Source organism: Bradyrhizobium sp. ISRA442, assembly GCF_038085055.1.
Classification (GTDB): domain Bacteria; phylum Pseudomonadota; class Alphaproteobacteria; order Rhizobiales; family Xanthobacteraceae; genus Bradyrhizobium.
Map to the genome: position 1 here is coordinate 1 of NZ_JALGCN010000045.1, position 18,410 is coordinate 18,410.

Below are 18,410 nucleotides of genomic sequence, written 5' to 3' on the forward strand. Positions count from 1 at the left end.
AGCAGGGAGAGGTGAAGCACGTTCCTCGCCGCGCTGGCTCAATTGAGATTGATATCCGCCCAATCAGGTCTTCGCCAGCTCCAGGAAATGCCGCCCCGCGCGGTCCTCGGTCTCAACGATCCAGGCGTCGGGGTCGAAGCGGATTTCCTTGGTCAGGCGGTCCTCGACGGACTGCTCCGGCTGAGGCTGCGGCGCAACGGGCACGAAGAAGCGATCGACCGGCCGGCCGTCCTCATAGACGGTCTGCGGCGCCGGCACGTACAGCATCGCATTACCGTCAAGCAGCGAGACCTTCACGAACACCGCGCCCGCCTCTTCGGCGCCGCGACGGCGTACCGCGCCGAACACGCCCTCGGTTTGGCAACGGCGCAAGTAAGCCGCCACCCAGATGCTGGATTTCAATCTCATGAGCAGGATAGATAGGCCAGCGCCGGGGTCGGCACCAGCCTGCGCGCAACGATGACGATTATTCGACGGGGTGCCCGATCGCGGCCGCGAGCTCGCGCAACAGGCGATCAGACACCTGCCCGGTAACGGCCATCCTGTGCTCGCGCTCGAACTTCTGGATCGCGGACTGGGTCTCGCCGCTCATCGTCCCCGTGACCTTCAACTGGCCGTAGCCATATTCGGACAGCGCGCGCTGGACGCCGGCGATGCGTCGCGCCGCAGGGCTCTGCGGCACCGGGATCGGCGCCGGCGGTCGGGCGATGGCGACGGATGGCGGCGTCGACGTCGTGGCCTTGACCAGATTGGTCATAGGATCGCCCGATCTCGGCGTCGATGCGGTCGCCTCGACCGGTTTCTCCGGCGCCCTCTCTGCAGGCTTCGGTTCGACGCGAAATTCAGTCGGTTTCGGCTCGAGCGGCGACATATCGGCGCCGACCGGACGCGGCCGCGGAAGCGGGCTCGACAGCGCAGCGGACGATGGCGCGGGCAGATTGATCACGGTTCCGAACATCGGCGCCGGATGCCGGCCGGTCTGGAGAAATAGCGCATTGCCGATGATGGCGCAGACAGCGGCGATAGCGACGAAGCCGGCCAGCGTGTCCTTGGGGCTGTGCAGCAGAATCCGCATCGCGAGATTGCGCTCGGTCTCGATATCGACAACAGCAGCCTTGGCGCCACGGCGGCGCGGAGCGGCAGCGTCCTTTGCAGACTTTCTAGGCACTTTTCTTCACCAGAGCAGGTTGGTCCTGGGGGTGGTCTTGAGTTTGGTCTTGCGTTTCCTGGCGCGGCGCCGGCGTCAACGTCGCGATGTTGCTCTCGGGCGGCTTGACTTGCGGCGGCGTGTAGACGAGCGGCAGCTTGACCGTGACGGCCGTGCCCTCGCCGAGCCTGCTTTGTACCGTCAATTCGCCGAGATGCAACGCCACGAGGCTCTTCACGATCGAAAGGCCGAGGCCCGTGCCTTCGTGGCGGCGTTGATAGGTCTTGCCGGCCTGGAAGAACGGCGCGCCGATGCGCTTGAGGTCATCGGGCGCGATGCCGACGCCGGTGTCGCTGATGCGAAGTGTGAGCTGCGAGGCGGACGCCGCGGCGGCGACCGTGACCTGACCGTCGCGCTCGGTGAATTTGATGGCATTGGCGACGAGGTTGAGCACGATCTGCTTGAAGGCGCGCGGGTCGCCGGTCATCATCGGCAGGTCCTGCGGCGCATCGGTGATCAGATCGATGCCGTTCTCCCGCGCCTTCAGCGCGAGTAGATTGCAGCAATGAAGCAGCGCGCCACGCGGCGCGAATGGCTCCGACGAAATCTCGAAATTTCCCGACTCCATCTTCGACATGTCGAGGATGCCGTTGACGACCGACAGCAGGTGCTGGCCGGAATCGTTGATGAGCTGGGCATATTCCTTGCGCTGGGCTGCGCCGAGCATCAAGCTCTGCTCCTGCGCGATCATCTCCGAGAATCCGATGATGGCGTTGAGCGGCGTGCGCAGTTCGTGGCTCATGGTGGCGAGGAAGCGCGTCTTGGCGGCATCGGCGGCTTCAGCGGCGCTACGCGCCTCTTCGAGCGCCTGCTCCTGGTTCTTGCGATCGGTAACGTCGCGCATCACCGCGACGACCTCCGCTTCGCACGCCATGTCGCGCGCCGACTCCTGATCGAGCGGCCGGCAACGCATCTCGACCCAGAGGAAATCGACCTGGCCGCGTTCGGGCCCCGCATTGTCGCGCCGCAGCCGGAACTCGACGCTGCGGACCTCGCCACGCGCTGCATCCGACAGTGCGGTGAGATAGGCCGGACGATCGGCGACATGGACGCGGTCGAACAGACCGTGGCCGAGCAGTTGTGCAACCGGAATCCCGAGCATGCTCTCGGCCGCCGGCGAGATGAACTGCACCGCGCCGCCGCGCTGATGCCGCGAGATGACATCACTCATATTGCGCGCCAGCAGCCGGTAACGCCCCTCTTCACGCGACAAGAGCGCGACGCTCGTGCGCGCCAGCGATTCCGCGCCAAAGGCGAGGCCCGCGGCGTAGAGCGTCGCCGAGGCGACACCGAATGCCAAGTAGACGCCGCGTTCCATGGCGCTCGGTTCTGCCGGCGGAAGCCAGCCGAACTGGCTGACAAGGATCAGCATCCCCGCACAGGACAGGGCGAGCAGCGAGGCAAAGGCCGCGGCGCGGCGCGAGGCCGACAATGCGGCTTCGAGTGGAACCGCGACCAGCCAGATCGCGGCAAAGGATTCGATGCCGCCGGTCGTGGCCACGACCGCCATGATCAGGCCGGCGAGTGCCAGCGACGACAGCACATGCGCACCTTCATAATGGCCCGTGCGCGACAGAAACCACGACAGCAGGATCGGTGCGATCAGCCATGCGAACGCCGCGACTTCGATCGCGCTCGGCGCGCCACGCATGGCAAGATAGACGGGAAAGGCGGCGAAGGCGGCCAGGCTGCCGAGCAGCCGCGGCGCCATGAAGGCACGGTGGCGCGCCCGCGTCAGCGCATCGTAACGCGCAGAGGGATGCAGCAGTGCATCGAGACAATCGCGGATGATACTCAAAACTGTCACGGGTCTCGCGCTTCGGCTCATTCGTCGAAAAGACGCGCCGGAACGCCTCCTTATCGTTGAGCCACCGTGTCAGAGTGACATTAAACGAACGCTAAGGCGGCTGCCCTCGCCGCCGAACACCGCGTGATCGCGGACATTTTTAGACGATTTGACGAGGTCTTCGACAGGGATGGTGAACGCGGGGTTTCGCTGCAACCCTCATGGTTTCGAATTGGTGGACGCGCAGGCGCCGTCAATCGAAAATTTACGAGACTGTCGGCCGCCAGGAAATTTGCGTCAATTTTCCAAGAATTAAGCTCAAGGCAATCACTTGCGATTTATCGAGGATTGCTAGATCGGACGCGTGCGGGGACCGCCGCGGGCGGGATCTAACCTACAGGTCGCAAGATGCGCTTTCTGCTCCGCATCACATTCTGGCTCGGGCTGGTGCTGGTGCTCCTGCCGCGGGACAAGACGCCCGAATCGGAGAAGCTGCCGCAGCTCGGCGCCGCCGATGCCGTGCAGGCTGCGACCGCGGCCGTTTCGGACATGAGCCAGTTCTGCAAGCGCCAACCGGCGGCCTGCGAGGTCGGCGGACAGGCGGCGACCATCATAGGCCAGCGCGCCCAGGACGGCGCGCGCAAGCTGTACCAGATCATCAACGACAAGAAAGAGCAGATCACCAACGACAAGAACGAAAAGAACGAGAAGAAGGCGCCCGACCACACCGGCTCGATCGCGATGGCCGGCGAAGGCGATACGGCCGCGAGCGAGGCGCCGCCCGACACCCTGACCCAGGACGACCTCGCGCTGGAATGGCGCGGGCCAGCAGCGGCGAATTAGAGCCCAAACCCTATCGATTTCGCGCCTTCGCGTCCCTATATTGGCGGGAACAGGGATCCACGGGCCGACTATGACGACGATTGACGAAATCAGGGATAATTTCGAGATACTGGACGACTGGGACGACCGCTACCGCTACGTCATCGAGCTCGGCCGCACCTTGGAACCGATGTCCGAGGCGTTGCACTCGGCCGAGAACAAGGTGCAGGGCTGCGTCAGCCAGGTCTGGCTGTCCAAGAGCATCGAGCGCGGCAACGGCGCGCCAGTCCTGAAATATCTCGGCGACAGCGACGCGCATATCGTGCGCGGGCTCGTCGCGATCCTGCTTTCGCTCTATTCAGGCCGCACGCCGCAAGAGATCCTGTCGACCGACGCGATCGCGGTGTTCGACGAATTCGGCTTTCGCGAGCACCTGACGCCGCAGCGTTCCAATGGCCTGCGCTCGATGGTCGAACGGATCCGGGTCGACGCGAGAGAGGCGCTCGCCGAAGCCTCCTGAAGCGGCGCTATTTCCGTTTCCGCTGCTGCTGCCCGAGCCCCATCTGCTTCGCCAGTTGCGAGCGCGCCACCGCATAGTTCGGCGCGACCATAGGATAGTCGGCCGGCAGGCCCCATTTCTCGCGGTATTGTTCCGGCGTCATGTTGTACTGGGTGCGCAGATGGCGCTTCAGCGACTTGAAGCGCTTGCCGTCCTCCAGACACACCAGATAGTCCGGCGCGATCGACTTCTTCAGCGAGACCGCCGGTTTCGCCGGCTCGAGCAGCGCCTCGGTTCGGCCCGCGGAGACCCGCACCAAGGCGCCATGCACCTGGCTGATGAGATTCGGAATCTCGCCGGCGGGTGTCGGATTGTTGCTGAGATAGGCCGACACGATGTTCGCCGTCAGCTCGATGAAATTTTTGCCGCCAGCATCCGACATGGCTCGCCCCCTCTCCAATCTGGCTTCGTCGCGCTGGATTGGCGACGCCTAAGTATTCTCTGTCAACAATACGTTCGGCTCAAATACGACGACTGGCCAATATGGGCTGGTTACTGGTGGAATGACAACAACCCCAGCGCTTTACTTGATCGCCCAAGGCGTCAGGAGCGCTGGTCGAGATGGGCGCGCAATTCGTCGATCGAGGCGAAGCGCATCATGCCCTCCGGCATCTGCGCTTCGATCGATCCGTCGGAATAAAGCGAATAGGCCATGCCGTCGACGACGCCGGATTTGAGCACGGTGACGGGTGGCTGCTCGGCCGGAGCTGGCGGAGGCGGCGGAGATTCGGACGCGGGCGGAGCAGCTTCGGTGAAGGCCGAGGGCGAGCGCGGCGGTGGCGCCGGACGACGCGACGCTGCGGGCTCGGCCGGCCGCATCCGGTCGGGCTTCGGCCAGGCATCGTCGAAGCTCGCAGGCGGCGCCTCCGGCGCAGCGGGGGTCGCAGGCTCGGCAGGCGGTTGCGGCGGCAGGCCTTCGGCAGCCTTGCCCTGGGCGCGCTCGCGCTCCTTGCGCGAGGTCGAGGCAAACAGCAGGTTGCGCCGCCGTGGCGCCTCGGGAGTCGCGGGCGGCGGCGCGGGCACTTCCGGAGCGGATGGCGCCTCGGCGCGCGACCGCTCGCGTGCGGCGTCGTCGAGCCATGGCGGGGGCGCAACGGGCGACGGCGGCGGCTCGGCCTTCATTGCTGGCGCGGACGCCGCCTCGGCCATTGGCACGCCGGCCGGCGCGAGGCCCGGCGGCAGCACGGGCCGGACCCGGACGTCCGACGGCGCTGTCAGGTTCGCAAGGCGCCGGGCGATGCTCTTCAGTTCCAGGACCACGACGTAGAGGCCCATCAGTAACATTCCGGAGCAGACGCCGATTGCGCCGACAAGTATCAGCGTGTTGCCGAAACCGAATTCCTTGATCGGGATGCCAAAAAGGATCGCAAGGAGGCCCGCCACGACAGCGACGATCCCCGCGATCAACAATGCCAACGTCATCGAACACACCCCCGGCCGCCGATCCGCTCGCGACACCCGTCGCGCCACGATACCGTCATATTGCGTACCTCGCCAACGGCCAATTGCCGCCACCGTTCCTTAAAGGAAGGAAATCAGAGACTTATTCACATTCCCTTCAGCATCGGTTCGCTAGCACTAGAATGCTGCGAAAGCTGGAAATTGCTGCGTCGCATCAGGAATTTAGCCATAATGCCCAATTACTTGGTAATGGAACTGCGCTATAGGGATTCCGGGGAACAGGCCCGCGCGCACCAGCAGGGCCAAGAGGGGATTCCGGGTCACCGATAGCCATGACGTCCATAACGACCTCGGCGATCGACACGCCTGCGCGGCGCTCGATTGAACGGACATGCGACGATCTCGCCATGCTGGTGCTGGCGGCGGTCGCTGTCATTGCGGGCCTGACTTTCCGCGACTACGGGCTCGGCTGGGACGATTACACTCACGCCGAATATGCCGACCTCCTGTTGCGCATGTTCGGTTCCGGCTACAAGGACACCGCGGCGCTGTCTTTCGCCAACCTCTATATGTATGGCGGCGGCTTCGACATGGCCGCGGCTCTCCTGCACAAGATCCTACCGCTCGAGCTGTTCGAGACGCGCCGTCTGGTCGGTGCGATCGTGGGCGTCATCGGGCTCGCCGTGACATGGCGGCTCGGCCGCCGCATCGGCGGACCGCTCGCCGGACTTGCGGCGCTGCTCCTGCTCGCGCTGTGCCCGATCTTCTACGGCCACATGTTCATGAACCCGAAGGATGCGCCCTTCGCGGTGGCGATGATCATCCTGATGCTGGGCCTGGTGCGGCTCGCCGAGGAATATCCGCAGCCCTCGCCGCGCACGATCCTGATCGTCGGCCTCGGCGCCGGCCTGTCGATCGGCTCGCGCATTCTCGGCGGCCTTGCGCTGGTTTATGCCATGGTCGGCTTCGTGCCGATGTTCCTGGAAGAGCTGCGTATCGAAGGCGCGCACGAAGCGGTCCGCCGCTTCGCCCATGTCATCTATGTGCTGCTGCCCGGCCTCGTGCTCGGCTATCTTGTGATGGGCCTGATCTGGCCGTGGTCGATCATGCAGCCCGGCAATCCCTTCGAGGCATTGACCTACTTCTCGCACTTCTTCGAAAAGCCGTGGAAGGAGATGTTCGACGGCGCGATCGTGTCCGTGCCGGACATGCCCTGGTCCTATCTGCCGACGCTGTTCGCGCTCCAGCTTCCCGAGGTGATGCTGGTGCTGACGATCGGCGCCGTGATCGGCACCTTCGCCCTGCTGCCGCGCCGCGAGGTTCCGGCGCGCCGCAAGACCATCATGCTGATGCTCACGCTGGCGGCGACGCTGCCGCTCGCGATCGCGATGGTGAAGCGGCCGGCGCTCTACAACGGCATCCGCCATTTCGTCTTCGTGATCCCGCCGATGGCGGTGCTCGGGGGCGTTGCCTTCGCCTGGGCCATGGAGCGCCTGCGCGCCAATCACCGCGCCTGGCAGCCGGCCGTGGTCGCCACGTTCTGCTTCGGCCTTGCGCTGCCACTCGCCGAGATGATCCGGCTGCATCCCTATCAATACACCCACTTCAACTACATCGCCGGCACCGTGCGCGGCGCCGACGACCGCTTCATGCTCGACTATTGGGGCCTGGCGCTGAAGCAGGCCTCCGACGAGTTGCGCGAGCAGTTGATCGAGCGCCAGGAGGTGCCGCCGCGTAATCGCAAATGGAAGGTCGCGGTGTGCGGTCCGCAGCGTCCGGCGCAGGTCGCGCTCGGACCCGATTTCACCATCGGCTGGGACTCCAACGCCGCCGATTTCGCGATGACGCTCGGCGAGTTCTACTGCAAGGGTCTCACTGCCCCCGTCATGGTCGAGATCAAGCGCGACGACGTGGTGTTCGCCCGCGTCTACGACATCCGCGGCCGCAGCATTTCCAGCCTGCTGTCGATCCCGGCGCCGTAACAATCTTGTCGGGTCGGCTGTCATTGCAGCCGATCCATCATCCAGGCTCCGTAACGCGGATGGAGCGAAGCGAAATCCGGGACAGCCAGACTCCCCGCATTCCGCGGAGCCTGTCATCGGGCGGCGCTTTGCGCCGACCCGTTGGCTCCATGCGGGCTACGCTTGACTGCTGCGCATCGGGTGCCTTGCTGGCGGCAGCTTGCGAGACTACGCTTCCTTCCCGCAACAACGATGTTCGGAGAGACCAGCCATGTCGCCAGCGGAAGCGCGCCTGAAGGAAGTGCCGTCGAACATGACGGAGGCGGAGTGGCAGCAACGGGTCAATCTCGCCGCCTGCTACCGCCTCGTCGCGCTCTATGGCTGGGACGACCTGGTCGACACCCACATCTCAGCGCGTGTGCCCGGACCGGACCATCACTTCCTCATCAACCCCTACGGACTGATGTTCGACGAGATCACGGCGTCGAGCCTCGTCAAGGTCGACCTGCACGGCAACCAGCTCACCGAAAGCGAGTACAGCATCAACCCGGCCGGCTTCACCATCCATTCGGCGATTCACGAGGTCCGCGAGGACGCGATCTGCGTGCTACATCTTCACACGCTCGATGGCACCGCGGTCTCCAGCAGCGCCGAGGGCCTCCTGCCGCTGAACCAGACCGCGCAGCTCGTGACTCACGACCTCGCTTATCACGACTATGAAGGTATTGCACTCGATCACGACGAGCGGCCACGGTTGCAGAAAGATCTCGGCAATCACAACCACATGCTCCTGCGCAACCACGGCACGCTGACGGTCGGCCGCTCGGTCGCCTCCGCCTTCGAGCGCATGTACCACCTCGAGCGCGCCTGCTCGATGCAGGTGCGCACGCGCGCGCTGGGCACACCGGTCTATCCGGTCGACGAGACCGCGATCGACAAGAACACCGAGTTATTGTCGAACCGTGATCGCGCCGAGCTGCGTGCCACCAACCTGGTGTGGCCGCCGTTGCTGCGCAAGCTCGACCGCGTCAATCCGGGCTACAGGACTTGAGATTTTCGGGATTTGGTGTAGAGTAGCGGTCAACTACCTCTGCACATTTTGGAATGAAACGCCGTCCAATCCCGGGCGGCGTTTTTATTTTGTGCGCCTTCGCAGGGTGAGTTAGCCCCGCGGCTGCGCGAAGCGCAGTCCGCCAGGCGTAACCCACCACTTCTGTCGCCGCGCAAGCGGAGGTGGCTTGCGCTTCGCTAACCCACCCTACACATTTGCGCGGTGCCTACTTCACCTCCGCCAGCGCCGCGAGGATACGGGCCCAGGAGCGGATGCCCTTCTGAAAACTTTTCAGATCGTACTTCTCGTTCGGCGAGTGGATGTTGTCGTCGTCGAGGCCGAAGCCGACCAGTAGCGAGTCCAGCCCAAGCGTGCGCTTGAAATCGGCGACGATCGGGATCGAGGCGCCCGAGCCCATCAGCACGGTCTCTTTGCCCCATTCGTCGGTCAGTGCCTTCCTGGCGGCGGCGAGCGGCTTCATGTTCCAGTCGAGCGCGACCGCGGGCGCGGCGGAATGGTCGCCGAACTCGACCTTGCAATCCCCCGGGATCCGCGCCGATACGTAATCGCGGAAAGCCTTGCGGATCTTTTGGGGATCCTGCCCCTGGACCAGCCGGAACGATACCTTGGCCGATGCGTGCGAGGGGATCACCGTCTTGGAGCCTTCGCCGATATAGCCGCCCCAGATGCCGTTGACATCGCAAGTCGGACGCGTGGAGGCTTGCTCGACCAGGAGCCTGCCCTTCTCGCCAGCGGGGATCGACAGCCCAACCGGCTTGAGGAACGTCGCCGGCGTGAAGTCGAGCTTCTTCCACTGCTCAAGGACGTCCGGCGGCGTATCCTTTACGCCATCATAGAAGCCGGGAATGGTGATACGGTTGTCGTCGTCGAACAATCCGCCGAGAATTTTGGTCAGCAAGCGGATCGGGTTCATCGCGGTGCCGCCGAACACACCGGAATGCAGGTCGCGATTGGCGGCGGTGATCTTCACCTCTTCATAGAGCAGGCCGCGCAGCGACGTCGTGATCGCCGGCGTATTCTGGTCCCACATGCCGGTGTCGCAGACCAGCACGTAGTCGGCCTTGAACTCATCCTTGTTGGTTTCGATGAAGGGTACGAAGTTCTTCGAGCCGACCTCCTCCTCGCCCTCGATCAGGAAGGTGATGTCGATCGGCAGCGAACCCGTCACCTTCTTCCAGGCGCGGCAGGCCTCGACGAAGGTCATCACCTGCCCTTTGTCGTCCTCGGCCCCGCGCGCAACGATGATCTTGCGGCCGTCAGCGTGATCGGTGACGACGGGCTCGAACGGCGGACGGTGCCAGAGATCGAGCGGATCGACCGGCTGCACGTCGTAGTGGCCGTAGAACAGCACATGCGGCCGCCCGCCCGCCTTGCTTCGACCGACGACGGCGGGATGACCGGCGGTCGGCCGGACCTCGGTCGCGACGCCGAGGCCTGCGATGTCCTTCGCCAGATGCTCGGCCGCCGCCTTGCAATCATTGGCGAAGGCCGGGTCGGCCGAGATCGACTTGATCCGCAGCAGCGCGAACAGGCGCTCGAGGCTGTTGTCGAAATCCTTGTCGATATGGTCGAGCACGGACTGAAGCTGCGCGTTGGGCATTGTCGTGTTCCTGGCTGTGGTCCCGAGAGGCCTGCGGTTTTAGCGCCGCTGCGCCGTCGGAGCCAGCGCAACCGGCGGATGGCGGATGTGCCGGACCAGCACAGCGGCGAGGACAGCCGTGGTCGCGAGATTGTTGCCCCGCGAGGTGAACTACGCCCGCATAGAAAACCGTTTTAAGGAAAGTCTCTGCCTTCCCGCCTATCGCCGCAGCAATCCGCCAAGGGCGCCGCGGACGAGGGCGCGGCCGACCGAACCGCCAAGCTGGCCGCCGACCGACTTGCCGAGATCGGCCACGACGCCGCCGACCACCTTGTCGGTGACCGTGCGCGTCACGTCGCGCGCGATACGCTGGCCTGTCGTCAGCCGGCCGCGCCTGGTGTTAGTGCCGAAGATGGTGCCGACGATCGAGCCGATCTGGCCGAGAATGCCGCCGCCGCCTCCCGCGCCGTTCGCCGTTACGGCCGTGCCGGCAATGCGCTTCTGCAGGATCTCATAGGCGGATTCGGAATCGATCGCAGTGTCGTATTTGCCCTTCACTGGGCTTGCATCCATGATCGCCTTGCGCTCCTCCGGCGTGATCGGCCCGATGCGTGCCGACGGCGGCCGGATCATCACCCGCTCGACCATCGCCGGCGTGCCATTGCCTTCGAGGAAGGACACCAGCGCTTCGCCCTTCCCGAGCTCCATGATCACCTTGGCGGTGTCGAGCTTCGGGTTGGGCCGGAAGGTCTGGGCCGCAGCGGCAACAGCTTTCTGGTCGCGCGGGGTAAAGGCGCGTAGCGCATGCTGCACCCGGTTGCCCAACTGCCCCAGCACGCGGTCGGGCACGTCGATCGGATTTTGCGTCACGAAGTAGACGCCGACGCCTTTCGAGCGGATTAGCCGCACCACCTGCTCGATCTTGTCCATCAGCGCCTTCGGCGCGTCGTTGAACAACAGATGCGCCTCGTCGAAGAAGAACACCAGCTTCGGCTTGGGCAGGTCGCCGGCCTCGGGCAACTCCTCGAACAGCTCCGACAGCATCCAGAGCAGGAATGTCGCATAGAGCCGTGGGCTCTGGAGCAGCTTGTCGGCGACAAGGATGTTGATCATGCCGCGTCCGTCGCGGTCGGTCTTCATGAAATCCTTCAGCGACAGCGCCGGCTCGCCGAAGAATTTGGTGCCGCCCTGGTTTTCCAGCACGAGGAGCTGGCGCTGAATGGTGCCGACGGTGGCCTTGGTGACGTTGCCAAAACCCTGGGCAGCTTTCCTGATCGGCGCGAGCGGATCCTCTTCGGCGTCCGGCCCCTTCTTGCCGCTATCGGGGACGATCGCATCCAGCAGTGACCGCAGGTCTTTCATGTCGAGGATAGGCAGGCCGTTTTCGTCGGCGACACGAAAGGCGACGTTGAGCACGCCCTCCTGCACGTCGTTGAGATCGAGCATCCGTGCCAGGAGGAGCGGCCCCATCTCGGTGACGGTTGCACGGACCGGGTGGCCTTGCTCGCCGAACACGTCCCAGAACACCGTCGAGAACTGGTCCGGCTGAAATGTCAGCCCTATTTCTGCGGCACGCTTGAGGATGAAATCCTTGGTCTCGCCGACCTCGGAGATGCCGGAGAGATCGCCCTTGATATCGGCTGCGAAAACCGGAACACCGGCGCGGGCAAATCCTTCCGCCATGACTTGCAGCGTGACCGTCTTGCCGGTTCCAGTTGCACCGGTGACGAGGCCGTGGCGATTGGCGAGCGCCAGCGTCAGCCAGGCCTGCTCGTCTCCCTTGCCGACGAAAATCTTCTCGCCGGTATCGCCGAGCTTGCTGTCCTGTGCCGTCATCAGTCTCTTGCCTCATTTGTCTCAGCATGTTTCGCGTATTGAAACGCAAACGCGTCAGTTCCGTAGTTTAACCCATGTTGCGAGCCGGTTAAACGGTTCGCCGCGTGCATGCGACATTGTCGGAGAATGAGTGCATGACATCCGCCCAAAGTCGGAACGATAGGTTCGCAACCGCGGCAATTTTTCTCTGATTTCGTCTCTGCTCTTGCATTGCTGCAACACTTTTCGTGCGATTGAAGATGAATCGCGACGCCGTGTGCGTTGATCGCTTGTATTTCACTTCGCACCGGCTCAAGATCAATTTTCGAAAACAAAACTCCGGCATGTGAACCGGCTGAGGGGCAGGCCATATGGACGAGCTGATCGGGCGGCTGGCGACAAACGCCAGCATAGATAGTGCTGTCGCTGAAAAGACCGTCGGCATTATCCTGGGCTTCCTTCGCAGCGAGGGGCCTTCCGATAGCGTCCAGACCCTGATCGACCAGATTCCCGGCGCAGAAGCGGCAATCGAGGCGTCCAAGAGTGGCGGCGGACTGTCGCGGCTGATGGGCGGCGGCCTGATGGCCGTCGGCACGCGCCTGATGGGCCTGGGTCTCGGCATGTCCGATATCCAGAAGGTCGCCCGTGAACTTTTTCGTTTCGGCCGAGACAAAATCGGAGCGGATCAGATGGGCAAGATCATCGCGGGGACGCCGGGCCTCAGCCAGTTCGCCTGAAGCTCGCATTGCATATCAAGTATCATGACATATCCCATCTCCGAGATTGAGGGCCTGCCGACCTTCGCCGCCAGCAAGCTGAAGGCGCAAGGTATCCGCACCACCGACGCCCTGCTCGAAGCAGCCAGCACTGCCAAGGGCCGCAAGGCGCTCTCCGCCAAAACCGGCATCAGCGAGCAGCAGCTCTTGGAATGGGCCAACGTCTCCGACTACATGCGCATTCCTGGCATGGGCAGAGCCAAGGTCGGCCTGGTCCGCGCCGCCGGCGTCACCACTGTGCGCGAGCTCGCTTATCGAAATCCGGCGAGACTCGCCCAGAGCATGCGCGAAGCGAACGAAAAGAGGAAGCTCGTCCGCATCCTGCCGTCAGAGAAATCAGTCGGCGATATCATCGCCAAGGCGAAGAAACTGGCGCCGAAGATTACGTATTAGGTCGCCCACGCATTAAGGCGTCTCTCTCAGCATACGATTGCCACGCCACACTTTCGGTGTCGTCTAGCCCGACGAGCAGCGATTCATCCCCTAACTCCGCCGTCATACCCCGCGAAAGCAGGGGTATCGAGCACGCCGCGCCCCCCGCATCGCGGCATTGTCACTGAAATACTGGATTGTCCGCCTCAGTGCGCAAGTACGCACAAGGCGGGCAATGACAGCGAATGTGTGCGACGCCATGCCGAGATGCGGCCATTGCTCCATCCCGTCTTGACTCCCCATGCCTGACCGCGCAAAGCGAGCCGCATGAACGCCTCGCCCTCCCCATCCGTCGCACCGGCCGGTTCGGCCGGGCCCGGCGTACTGCGGACGCTGCTCGGACGACCGATCCCGGCGGTGATGGGCGTGCTCAACATCACCCCGGATTCCTTTTCCGACGCCGGACAGTTCATGGCGCCCGACCAGGCGCTGGCGCGGGCGCGGGCGATGATCGCTGATGGCGTCGATATCATCGACATCGGCGCCGAATCCACCCGACCCTACAAGGGTGCCCAGCCGGTGACGGCGGCGGACGAACTCGCCCGGCTGAAGCCGGTGTTGGCCGAGGTGGTGGCGCTCGGCGTGCCCGTGTCGATCGACAGCATGAAGGCGGAGGTCGTGGCTTTCGCGCTCGACCAGGGCGTTGCCATCGCCAACGACGTCTGGGGCCTGCAACGAGACGCCGGCATGGCACCACTGGTCGCCGCGCGAAATGTCCCTGTCATCGTCATGCACAATCGCGACAGCGTCGATCCCGCCATCGACATCGTGCAGGACATGGTCGCATTCTTCCAGCGCTCGCTCGACATCGCGGCGAAGGCCGGCATCGCACGCGACATGATCGTGCTCGATCCCGGCATCGGCTTCGGCAAGACGGCGGAGCAGAGCATGACGGCCTTGGCGCGGCTCGACGCACTCAGCGCGCTCGGCCTGCCGATCCTGGTCGGCGCCTCGCGCAAGCGCTTCATCGCATCAGTGTCGCCGTCGGAGCCACAAGAGCGACTCGCCGGCTCGATCGCCGCCCATCTCCTCGCCGCGCAGCGCGGCGCCAGGATCATCCGGACCCATGACGTCGCCGAGACGCTGCAGGCCCTGCGGGTCGCGGCCGCAATCGAGAGCAAGCAATGACCGATACGATCTTCGTGACCGGCCTCGTGATCCATGCCCGCCACGGCGTGATGGAGCACGAGACCGAGGTCGGTCAGCGCTTCGTGCTCGACCTCGAGCTCTACACCGATTTGTCGGAGTCCTCCCGCACCGACCGGCTCGCCGACACCGTCTCCTATTCCGATGTGGTGGCAACCACGACGGCTGCATTCAAGAACACCAATTACAAGCTGCTGGAGCGCGCCGCCGGCGCGGTCGCCGACGCCATCCTGTCGCACTTCCCGCGCATTCGCGCCGTGAAGGTCACCGTGCACAAGCCGCACGCGCCGATCGCGGCGATCTTCGACGACGTCGGCATCATGCTGACGCGGTCGCGGCATCCCTGAGATGGCGAGTGGCCCGATCCTGACATTCGCACAGACTCGCGGAGCCACGTTTGCGAATGTCAGGATCAAAAGGGCCACTCGTACATTATTGTTTGCTCGCGGAGCGGATTTGACGTTCGCAGAAGGAAGCTCGGCAAATGGTTAGCGAACGTCAAATCCGCTCCGCGAGCGCGCTGATCGCACTCGGCGGCAATGTCGGCGATGTCCGCGCGACGTTCAAAAAGGCGATCGCCCACATCTGCAGCATGGCGCAAGCCGCGCTGTTGGCGCGCTCATCAGACTATACGACCCCGCCCTGGGGCGACGAGGAGCAGGATCCCTTCATCAATGCCTGCATCGAGATCGAGACGAACCTCGATCCGCACGCGCTGCTGTTCGTGATGCAGAAAGTCGAGCAGAAATTCGGCCGCACGCGGACCAAGGAGCGGCGCTGGGGACCGCGCACGCTCGACCTCGACATGATCGCCTATGACGATGTGGCGCTGCAGACGCCCGACCTGACGCTGCCACATCCGCGCCTGTTCGAGCGCGCCTTCGTGCTGGTACCGCTCGCCGAAATCGCGCCGGACCGCCTGATCGCCGGGATCAAGGTCCGCGATGCGCTCGCCAGCGTCTCAACGCAAGGAATTGAGCGGCTGCCGGATACCGGCTAACCAAAAACAACCGTTTGCAGGGACGGTCGACCGTGGCAATTTCGCCGCCGATAACAAGGATCTTTGGGAGTCCCTCGCTGTATGACCTCAGTGACTGATGATCTGCCGCTGGCGGCCGAGTTTCCCACGGCGCAGTACGAGGACTGGCGCAAGCTGGTCGACGGAGTGCTGAAGGGCGCGCCATTCGAGAAACTGGTCGGCAAGACCTACGATGGGCTGAAGATCGATCCGCTCTATCAGCGCGCCAAGGGCGTTGCACCTGTGGCCGGACGCCCGGCGGCAGCGCCATGGCAGATCATGCAGCGGATCGATCATCCCGACGCTGCGCTCGCGAACGCGCAGGCGCTCACCGATCTAGAGAACGGCGCCACGGGGCTTGCACTGGTGTTTGCCGGTGGCACCGGCAGCCACGGCTTTGGCCTGGAACCGACGGCGGATACGGTCGCAAGGGTCTTGAAGGACATTCAGCTCGATGCCGGCATCGGCATCGAGCTCCAGGTCGGGCCGCAATCGCGGTTGGCCGCGATCCATGTGGCGGAATACGTAAAGAGCACAGGCATCGATCCCGCCGCCTGCGACATCCGCTTCGGGCTAGATCCGCTCGCAGCCGGCGCAGAGTGGGGCAGCAGCCCCTATACCTGGGAAGAGATCGTTCCGGCCGTCACGGGGGCTATCCGCGGCCTTGCCGCGCTCGGCTTCAAGGGACCGTTCGCATCAAGCGACGGACGCGTGATCCACGATGCCGGCGGATCGGAGGCGCAAGAGCTCGCCTTCGTGCTCGCCTGCGGCATCGCCTATTTGCGCGCGATCGAAGGCGCCGGCGTCCCGCTGGAGCAGGCACAAGGCATGGTCTATGCGCGACTCGCCGCGGATGCCGACCAGTTCCTGACTATGGCCAAGTTCCGCGCGCTGCGGCTGCTGTGGGCGCGGATCGAGCAGGCCTGCGGCCTGACGCCGAAGCCGCTGTTCATCGCCGCCGACACAGCTTGGCGCATGCTGACGCAGCGCGATCCCTACGTGAACATGCTGCGCGCGACCATGGCGACATTCGCCGCCGGGCTTGCCGGTGCCAACGCCGTCACGGTGCTGCCGTACACGTTGGCGCTCGGCCTGCCCGATCCCTTTGCGCGGCGCATAGCGCGCAATACGCAGCTTCTGCTGCTGGAGGAAAGCAACCTCGGAAAGGTCTCTGATCCCGCGGCGGGCGCAGGTGGCATCGAGACGCTGACTGCGCAACTCTGCGAAGCGGCCTGGGCGCTGTTCCAGGAGAGCGAAAAGGCCGGCGGCGCTTTTGCCGCGCTTCAGCAGAACCTGTTCCAGGGGAAGGTCGCCGCCGCACGCAAGGCGCGCGAGGCCAACATCGACAAGCGCCGCGACGTGCTGACCGGCGCGAGCGAGTTTCCGAACCTGCACGAGAGCGTGACGGTTGTGCTCAAGGCGACGCCGGTCGCGCTCCCGCCCTATGGCGAGCAGAAATACAAGTTCGATGCACTGCCGCCGATCCGGCTCGCGGAACCGTTCGAGGCGCTTCGCGACAAGTCGGATGCAACCTTGAAGGCCCACGGCGCGCGGCCGAAGGTGTTTTTGGCCAATCTCGGCACGCCCGCCGATTTCACCGCACGCGCGAACTTTGCGAAAAGCTTCTTCGAGGCCGGCGGAATCCAGGGCGTCGACAGCGACGGTTTTGCCGATCCGGCGAAGCTCGCGGCTGCGTTCAAAGCCTCCGGCGCCGGGCTCGCCTGCCTTTGTTCCAGCGACAAGGTCTATACGGACCAGGCCGAAGCTGCGGCGCGAGCCCTGCAACAGGCCGGTGCACGACATATCTATCTCGTAGGCCGTCCCACTGATGCCGAGGCGGCCCTGCGCGCGGCCGGCATCGGCGGCTTCATCTTTGCCGGCGCGGATGCGCTTGCCACGCTGCAAGACGCCTATCGACGGATGGAACAGCGATGACCGAAGCAGGCAAACCAGTTCTCACCGGCGGCTGCCAATGCGGCGCGGTGCGCTTTGCTGTGACAACGGCGCCGACCCGGATTTCGATCTGCCATTGCCGGATGTGCCAGAAGGCGAGCGGCGCACCGTTCGCCTCCTTTGCCGATATCAACAAGACCGATTTCGCCTGGACCAAGGGGGCACCCTCGGCGTTCCGCTCCTCCTCGATCGCGGAGCGTGATTTCTGCCCGGCCTGCGGCACGCCGCTGAGCTTCCGTCGCATCGATGGCGACAGGATCGAGATCATGACCGGCGCATTCGACCGCCCCGACCAGGTGATTCCGACGCGGCAATTTGGAACCGAGTCCCGCCTCGGCTGGGTGGTCGGCATCGCCAATTTGCCGAGCCAGACCACGCAGCAGAACTACGGGCCGGAGAAGATGGCGACCATCGTCAGCCATCAGCATCCGGACCATGATTAGCTTACGCGCTCACCTCTGATATGGTTGGAACCATGAGCCGCATTCCCAATTTCGCCGAGATCCCCTTCGAGCGTGCCGCAACAGCCGCACCGGCCGGCAGCGCTGAGCCGTGGTTGACGCCCGAGGGCATTCTGGTGAAGCCCGCCTATGGCGAGGCCGATCTTGCCGGCGTCGATTTCCTTGAGACGTACCCGGGCATCGCGCCCTACCTGCGCGGCCCCTACCCGACCATGTATGTCAACCAGCCCTGGACGATCAGGCAATATGCCGGCTTCTCCACGGCCGAAGACTCCAACGCGTTCTACCGCCGCAACCTCGCGGCGGGACAGAAGGGCCTCTCGGTCGCCTTCGACCTTGCCACCCATCGCGGCTATGATTCCGATCATCCGCGCGTCGCCGGCGACGTCGGCATGGCCGGCGTTGCGATCGACTCCATCTAT

Annotated in this window: 19 protein-coding genes; 12 read left to right on the forward strand and 7 right to left on the reverse strand. The window is 64.4% G+C overall.

Features of this window, described 5'->3' with window-relative positions; genetic code table 11:
• Positions 1 to 63: 63 nt before the first annotated feature.
• The 3 genes from MTR72_RS39710 to MTR72_RS39720 are packed head-to-tail and all read right to left on the reverse strand — an operon-like array spanning position 64 to position 3,035.
• Entirely contained in the window at positions 64 to 408 is a 345-nt protein-coding gene (locus MTR72_RS39710; protein WP_280964962.1) for a DUF1491 family protein, read from the reverse strand.
• A 58-nt stretch (positions 409 to 466) separates the two neighbouring features.
• On the reverse strand, positions 467 to 1,168 hold the full coding sequence (locus MTR72_RS39715; protein WP_280964963.1) for a peptidoglycan-binding domain-containing protein: 702 nt from the start codon (positions 1,166 to 1,168) through the stop codon (positions 467 to 469).
• Entirely contained in the window at positions 1,161 to 3,035 is a 1,875-nt protein-coding gene (locus MTR72_RS39720; protein ID WP_280964964.1) for a sensor histidine kinase, read from the reverse strand. Before MTR72_RS39720 ends, MTR72_RS39715 begins: the two co-directional genes overlap by 8 nt.
• Before the next feature lie 366 nt (positions 3,036 to 3,401).
• On the opposite strand from MTR72_RS39720, the gene MTR72_RS39725 reads away from it, so the two are divergent.
• Together MTR72_RS39725 and MTR72_RS39730 are read left to right on the forward strand one after the other, a co-directional pair.
• The gene (locus MTR72_RS39725; RefSeq protein WP_280964965.1) at positions 3,402 to 3,836 is read left to right on the forward strand and encodes a DUF5330 domain-containing protein; all 435 of its coding nucleotides are present in this window, start codon (positions 3,402 to 3,404) and stop codon (positions 3,834 to 3,836) included.
• Between the two features lie 70 nt (positions 3,837 to 3,906).
• Positions 3,907 to 4,335: a SufE family protein gene (locus MTR72_RS39730; RefSeq protein WP_280964966.1), complete on the forward strand. Its 429-nt coding sequence runs from the start codon at positions 3,907 to 3,909 to the stop codon at positions 4,333 to 4,335.
• A 7-nt stretch (positions 4,336 to 4,342) separates the two neighbouring features.
• On the opposite strand, the gene MTR72_RS39735 is transcribed toward MTR72_RS39730, so the two are convergent.
• Together MTR72_RS39735 and MTR72_RS39740 are read right to left on the reverse strand one after the other, a co-directional pair.
• Entirely contained in the window at positions 4,343 to 4,756 is a 414-nt protein-coding gene (locus MTR72_RS39735; RefSeq protein WP_280964967.1) for a MucR family transcriptional regulator, read from the reverse strand.
• 161 nt (positions 4,757 to 4,917) lie between these two features.
• On the reverse strand, positions 4,918 to 5,796 hold the full coding sequence (locus MTR72_RS39740) for a DUF308 domain-containing protein (protein WP_280964968.1): 879 nt from the start codon (positions 5,794 to 5,796) through the stop codon (positions 4,918 to 4,920).
• Between the two features lie 311 nt (positions 5,797 to 6,107).
• On the opposite strand from MTR72_RS39740, the gene MTR72_RS39745 reads away from it, so the two are divergent.
• Positions 6,108 to 7,757 (forward strand): glycosyltransferase family 39 protein, encoded by a 1,650-nt coding sequence (locus MTR72_RS39745; protein ID WP_280964969.1) that lies wholly within the window; start codon positions 6,108 to 6,110, stop codon positions 7,755 to 7,757.
• A 250-nt stretch (positions 7,758 to 8,007) separates the two neighbouring features.
• Complete coding sequence (locus MTR72_RS39750; RefSeq protein ID WP_280964970.1) at positions 8,008 to 8,787, forward strand: class II aldolase/adducin family protein; 780 nt, start codon at positions 8,008 to 8,010, stop codon at positions 8,785 to 8,787.
• A gap of 226 nt (positions 8,788 to 9,013) precedes the next feature.
• Here the strand turns inward: MTR72_RS39750 and MTR72_RS39755 are convergent, their stop codons facing one another.
• Together MTR72_RS39755 and MTR72_RS39760 are read right to left on the reverse strand one after the other, a co-directional pair.
• Positions 9,014 to 10,408 carry a M20/M25/M40 family metallo-hydrolase gene (locus MTR72_RS39755; RefSeq protein WP_280964971.1) on the reverse strand — a complete coding sequence of 465 codons (1,395 nt, stop codon included), beginning with the start codon at positions 10,406 to 10,408 and terminating at the stop codon, positions 9,014 to 9,016.
• A 198-nt stretch (positions 10,409 to 10,606) separates the two neighbouring features.
• Positions 10,607 to 12,223: a helicase HerA-like domain-containing protein gene (locus MTR72_RS39760; RefSeq protein ID WP_280964972.1), complete on the reverse strand. Its 1,617-nt coding sequence runs from the start codon at positions 12,221 to 12,223 to the stop codon at positions 10,607 to 10,609.
• Between the two features lie 350 nt (positions 12,224 to 12,573).
• Between MTR72_RS39760 and MTR72_RS39765 the strand changes: the two genes are divergently transcribed.
• The 8 genes from MTR72_RS39765 to MTR72_RS39800 all read left to right on the forward strand — a co-directional run.
• Positions 12,574 to 12,939 (forward strand): DUF2267 domain-containing protein, encoded by a 366-nt coding sequence (locus MTR72_RS39765; RefSeq protein ID WP_280964973.1) that lies wholly within the window; start codon positions 12,574 to 12,576, stop codon positions 12,937 to 12,939.
• A 24-nt stretch (positions 12,940 to 12,963) separates the two neighbouring features.
• A complete protein-coding gene (locus tag MTR72_RS39770; RefSeq protein WP_280964974.1) occupies positions 12,964 to 13,371 on the forward strand; it encodes a DUF4332 domain-containing protein in 408 nt (135 codons plus the stop codon).
• A gap of 306 nt (positions 13,372 to 13,677) precedes the next feature.
• Complete coding sequence (gene folP / locus MTR72_RS39775) at positions 13,678 to 14,538, forward strand: dihydropteroate synthase (protein WP_280964975.1); 861 nt, start codon at positions 13,678 to 13,680, stop codon at positions 14,536 to 14,538.
• Positions 14,535 to 14,903 (forward strand): dihydroneopterin aldolase, encoded by a 369-nt coding sequence (gene folB, locus MTR72_RS39780; protein WP_280964976.1) that lies wholly within the window; start codon positions 14,535 to 14,537, stop codon positions 14,901 to 14,903. The genes folP and folB overlap by 4 nt, the downstream gene beginning before the upstream one ends.
• Before the next feature lie 137 nt (positions 14,904 to 15,040).
• On the forward strand, positions 15,041 to 15,556 hold the full coding sequence (gene folK / locus MTR72_RS39785; protein ID WP_280964977.1) for a 2-amino-4-hydroxy-6-hydroxymethyldihydropteridine diphosphokinase: 516 nt from the start codon (positions 15,041 to 15,043) through the stop codon (positions 15,554 to 15,556).
• 81 nt (positions 15,557 to 15,637) lie between these two features.
• Positions 15,638 to 17,509 (forward strand): methylmalonyl-CoA mutase family protein, encoded by a 1,872-nt coding sequence (locus MTR72_RS39790; RefSeq protein ID WP_280964978.1) that lies wholly within the window; start codon positions 15,638 to 15,640, stop codon positions 17,507 to 17,509.
• Positions 17,506 to 17,970, forward strand: coding sequence for a GFA family protein (locus MTR72_RS39795; protein ID WP_280964979.1), 465 nt, complete (start codon positions 17,506 to 17,508; stop codon positions 17,968 to 17,970). Before MTR72_RS39790 ends, MTR72_RS39795 begins: the two co-directional genes overlap by 4 nt.
• Positions 17,971 to 18,002: 32 nt before the next feature.
• Positions 18,003 to 18,410, forward strand: a 408-nt coding sequence (locus MTR72_RS39800; protein WP_341512309.1) for a methylmalonyl-CoA mutase family protein, incomplete at its 3' end; no start/stop codon positions are given.

Bases quoted from the DNA above. Each gene is read 5' to 3' on its own strand.
- MTR72_RS39720 (WP_280964964.1), bottom strand. From the start codon at position 3,035: ATGAGCCGAAGCGCGAGACCCGTGACAGTTTTGAGTATCATCCGCGAT.
- MTR72_RS39765 (WP_280964973.1), top strand. From the start codon at position 12,574: ATGGACGAGCTGATCGGGCGGCTGGCGACAAACGCCAGCATAGATAGT.
- folB (WP_280964976.1), top strand. From the start codon at position 14,535: ATGACCGATACGATCTTCGTGACCGGCCTCGTGATCCATGCCCGCCAC.
- MTR72_RS39755 (WP_280964971.1), bottom strand. From the start codon at position 10,408: ATGCCCAACGCGCAGCTTCAGTCCGTGCTCGACCATATCGACAAGGAT.
- MTR72_RS39760 (WP_280964972.1), bottom strand. From the start codon at position 12,223: ATGACGGCACAGGACAGCAAGCTCGGCGATACCGGCGAGAAGATTTTC.
- MTR72_RS39735 (WP_280964967.1), bottom strand. From the start codon at position 4,756: ATGTCGGATGCTGGCGGCAAAAATTTCATCGAGCTGACGGCGAACATC.
- folK (WP_280964977.1), top strand. From the start codon at position 15,041: ATGGTTAGCGAACGTCAAATCCGCTCCGCGAGCGCGCTGATCGCACTC.
- MTR72_RS39795 (WP_280964979.1), top strand. From the start codon at position 17,506: ATGACCGAAGCAGGCAAACCAGTTCTCACCGGCGGCTGCCAATGCGGC.
- MTR72_RS39710 (WP_280964962.1), bottom strand. From the start codon at position 408: ATGAGATTGAAATCCAGCATCTGGGTGGCGGCTTACTTGCGCCGTTGC.
- MTR72_RS39730 (WP_280964966.1), top strand. From the start codon at position 3,907: ATGACGACGATTGACGAAATCAGGGATAATTTCGAGATACTGGACGAC.
- MTR72_RS39725 (WP_280964965.1), top strand. From the start codon at position 3,402: ATGCGCTTTCTGCTCCGCATCACATTCTGGCTCGGGCTGGTGCTGGTG.
- MTR72_RS39745 (WP_280964969.1), top strand. From the start codon at position 6,108: ATGACGTCCATAACGACCTCGGCGATCGACACGCCTGCGCGGCGCTCG.
- folP (WP_280964975.1), top strand. From the start codon at position 13,678: ATGAACGCCTCGCCCTCCCCATCCGTCGCACCGGCCGGTTCGGCCGGG.
- MTR72_RS39790 (WP_280964978.1), top strand. From the start codon at position 15,638: ATGACCTCAGTGACTGATGATCTGCCGCTGGCGGCCGAGTTTCCCACG.
- MTR72_RS39770 (WP_280964974.1), top strand. From the start codon at position 12,964: ATGACATATCCCATCTCCGAGATTGAGGGCCTGCCGACCTTCGCCGCC.
- MTR72_RS39750 (WP_280964970.1), top strand. From the start codon at position 8,008: ATGTCGCCAGCGGAAGCGCGCCTGAAGGAAGTGCCGTCGAACATGACG.
- MTR72_RS39740 (WP_280964968.1), bottom strand. From the start codon at position 5,796: ATGACGTTGGCATTGTTGATCGCGGGGATCGTCGCTGTCGTGGCGGGC.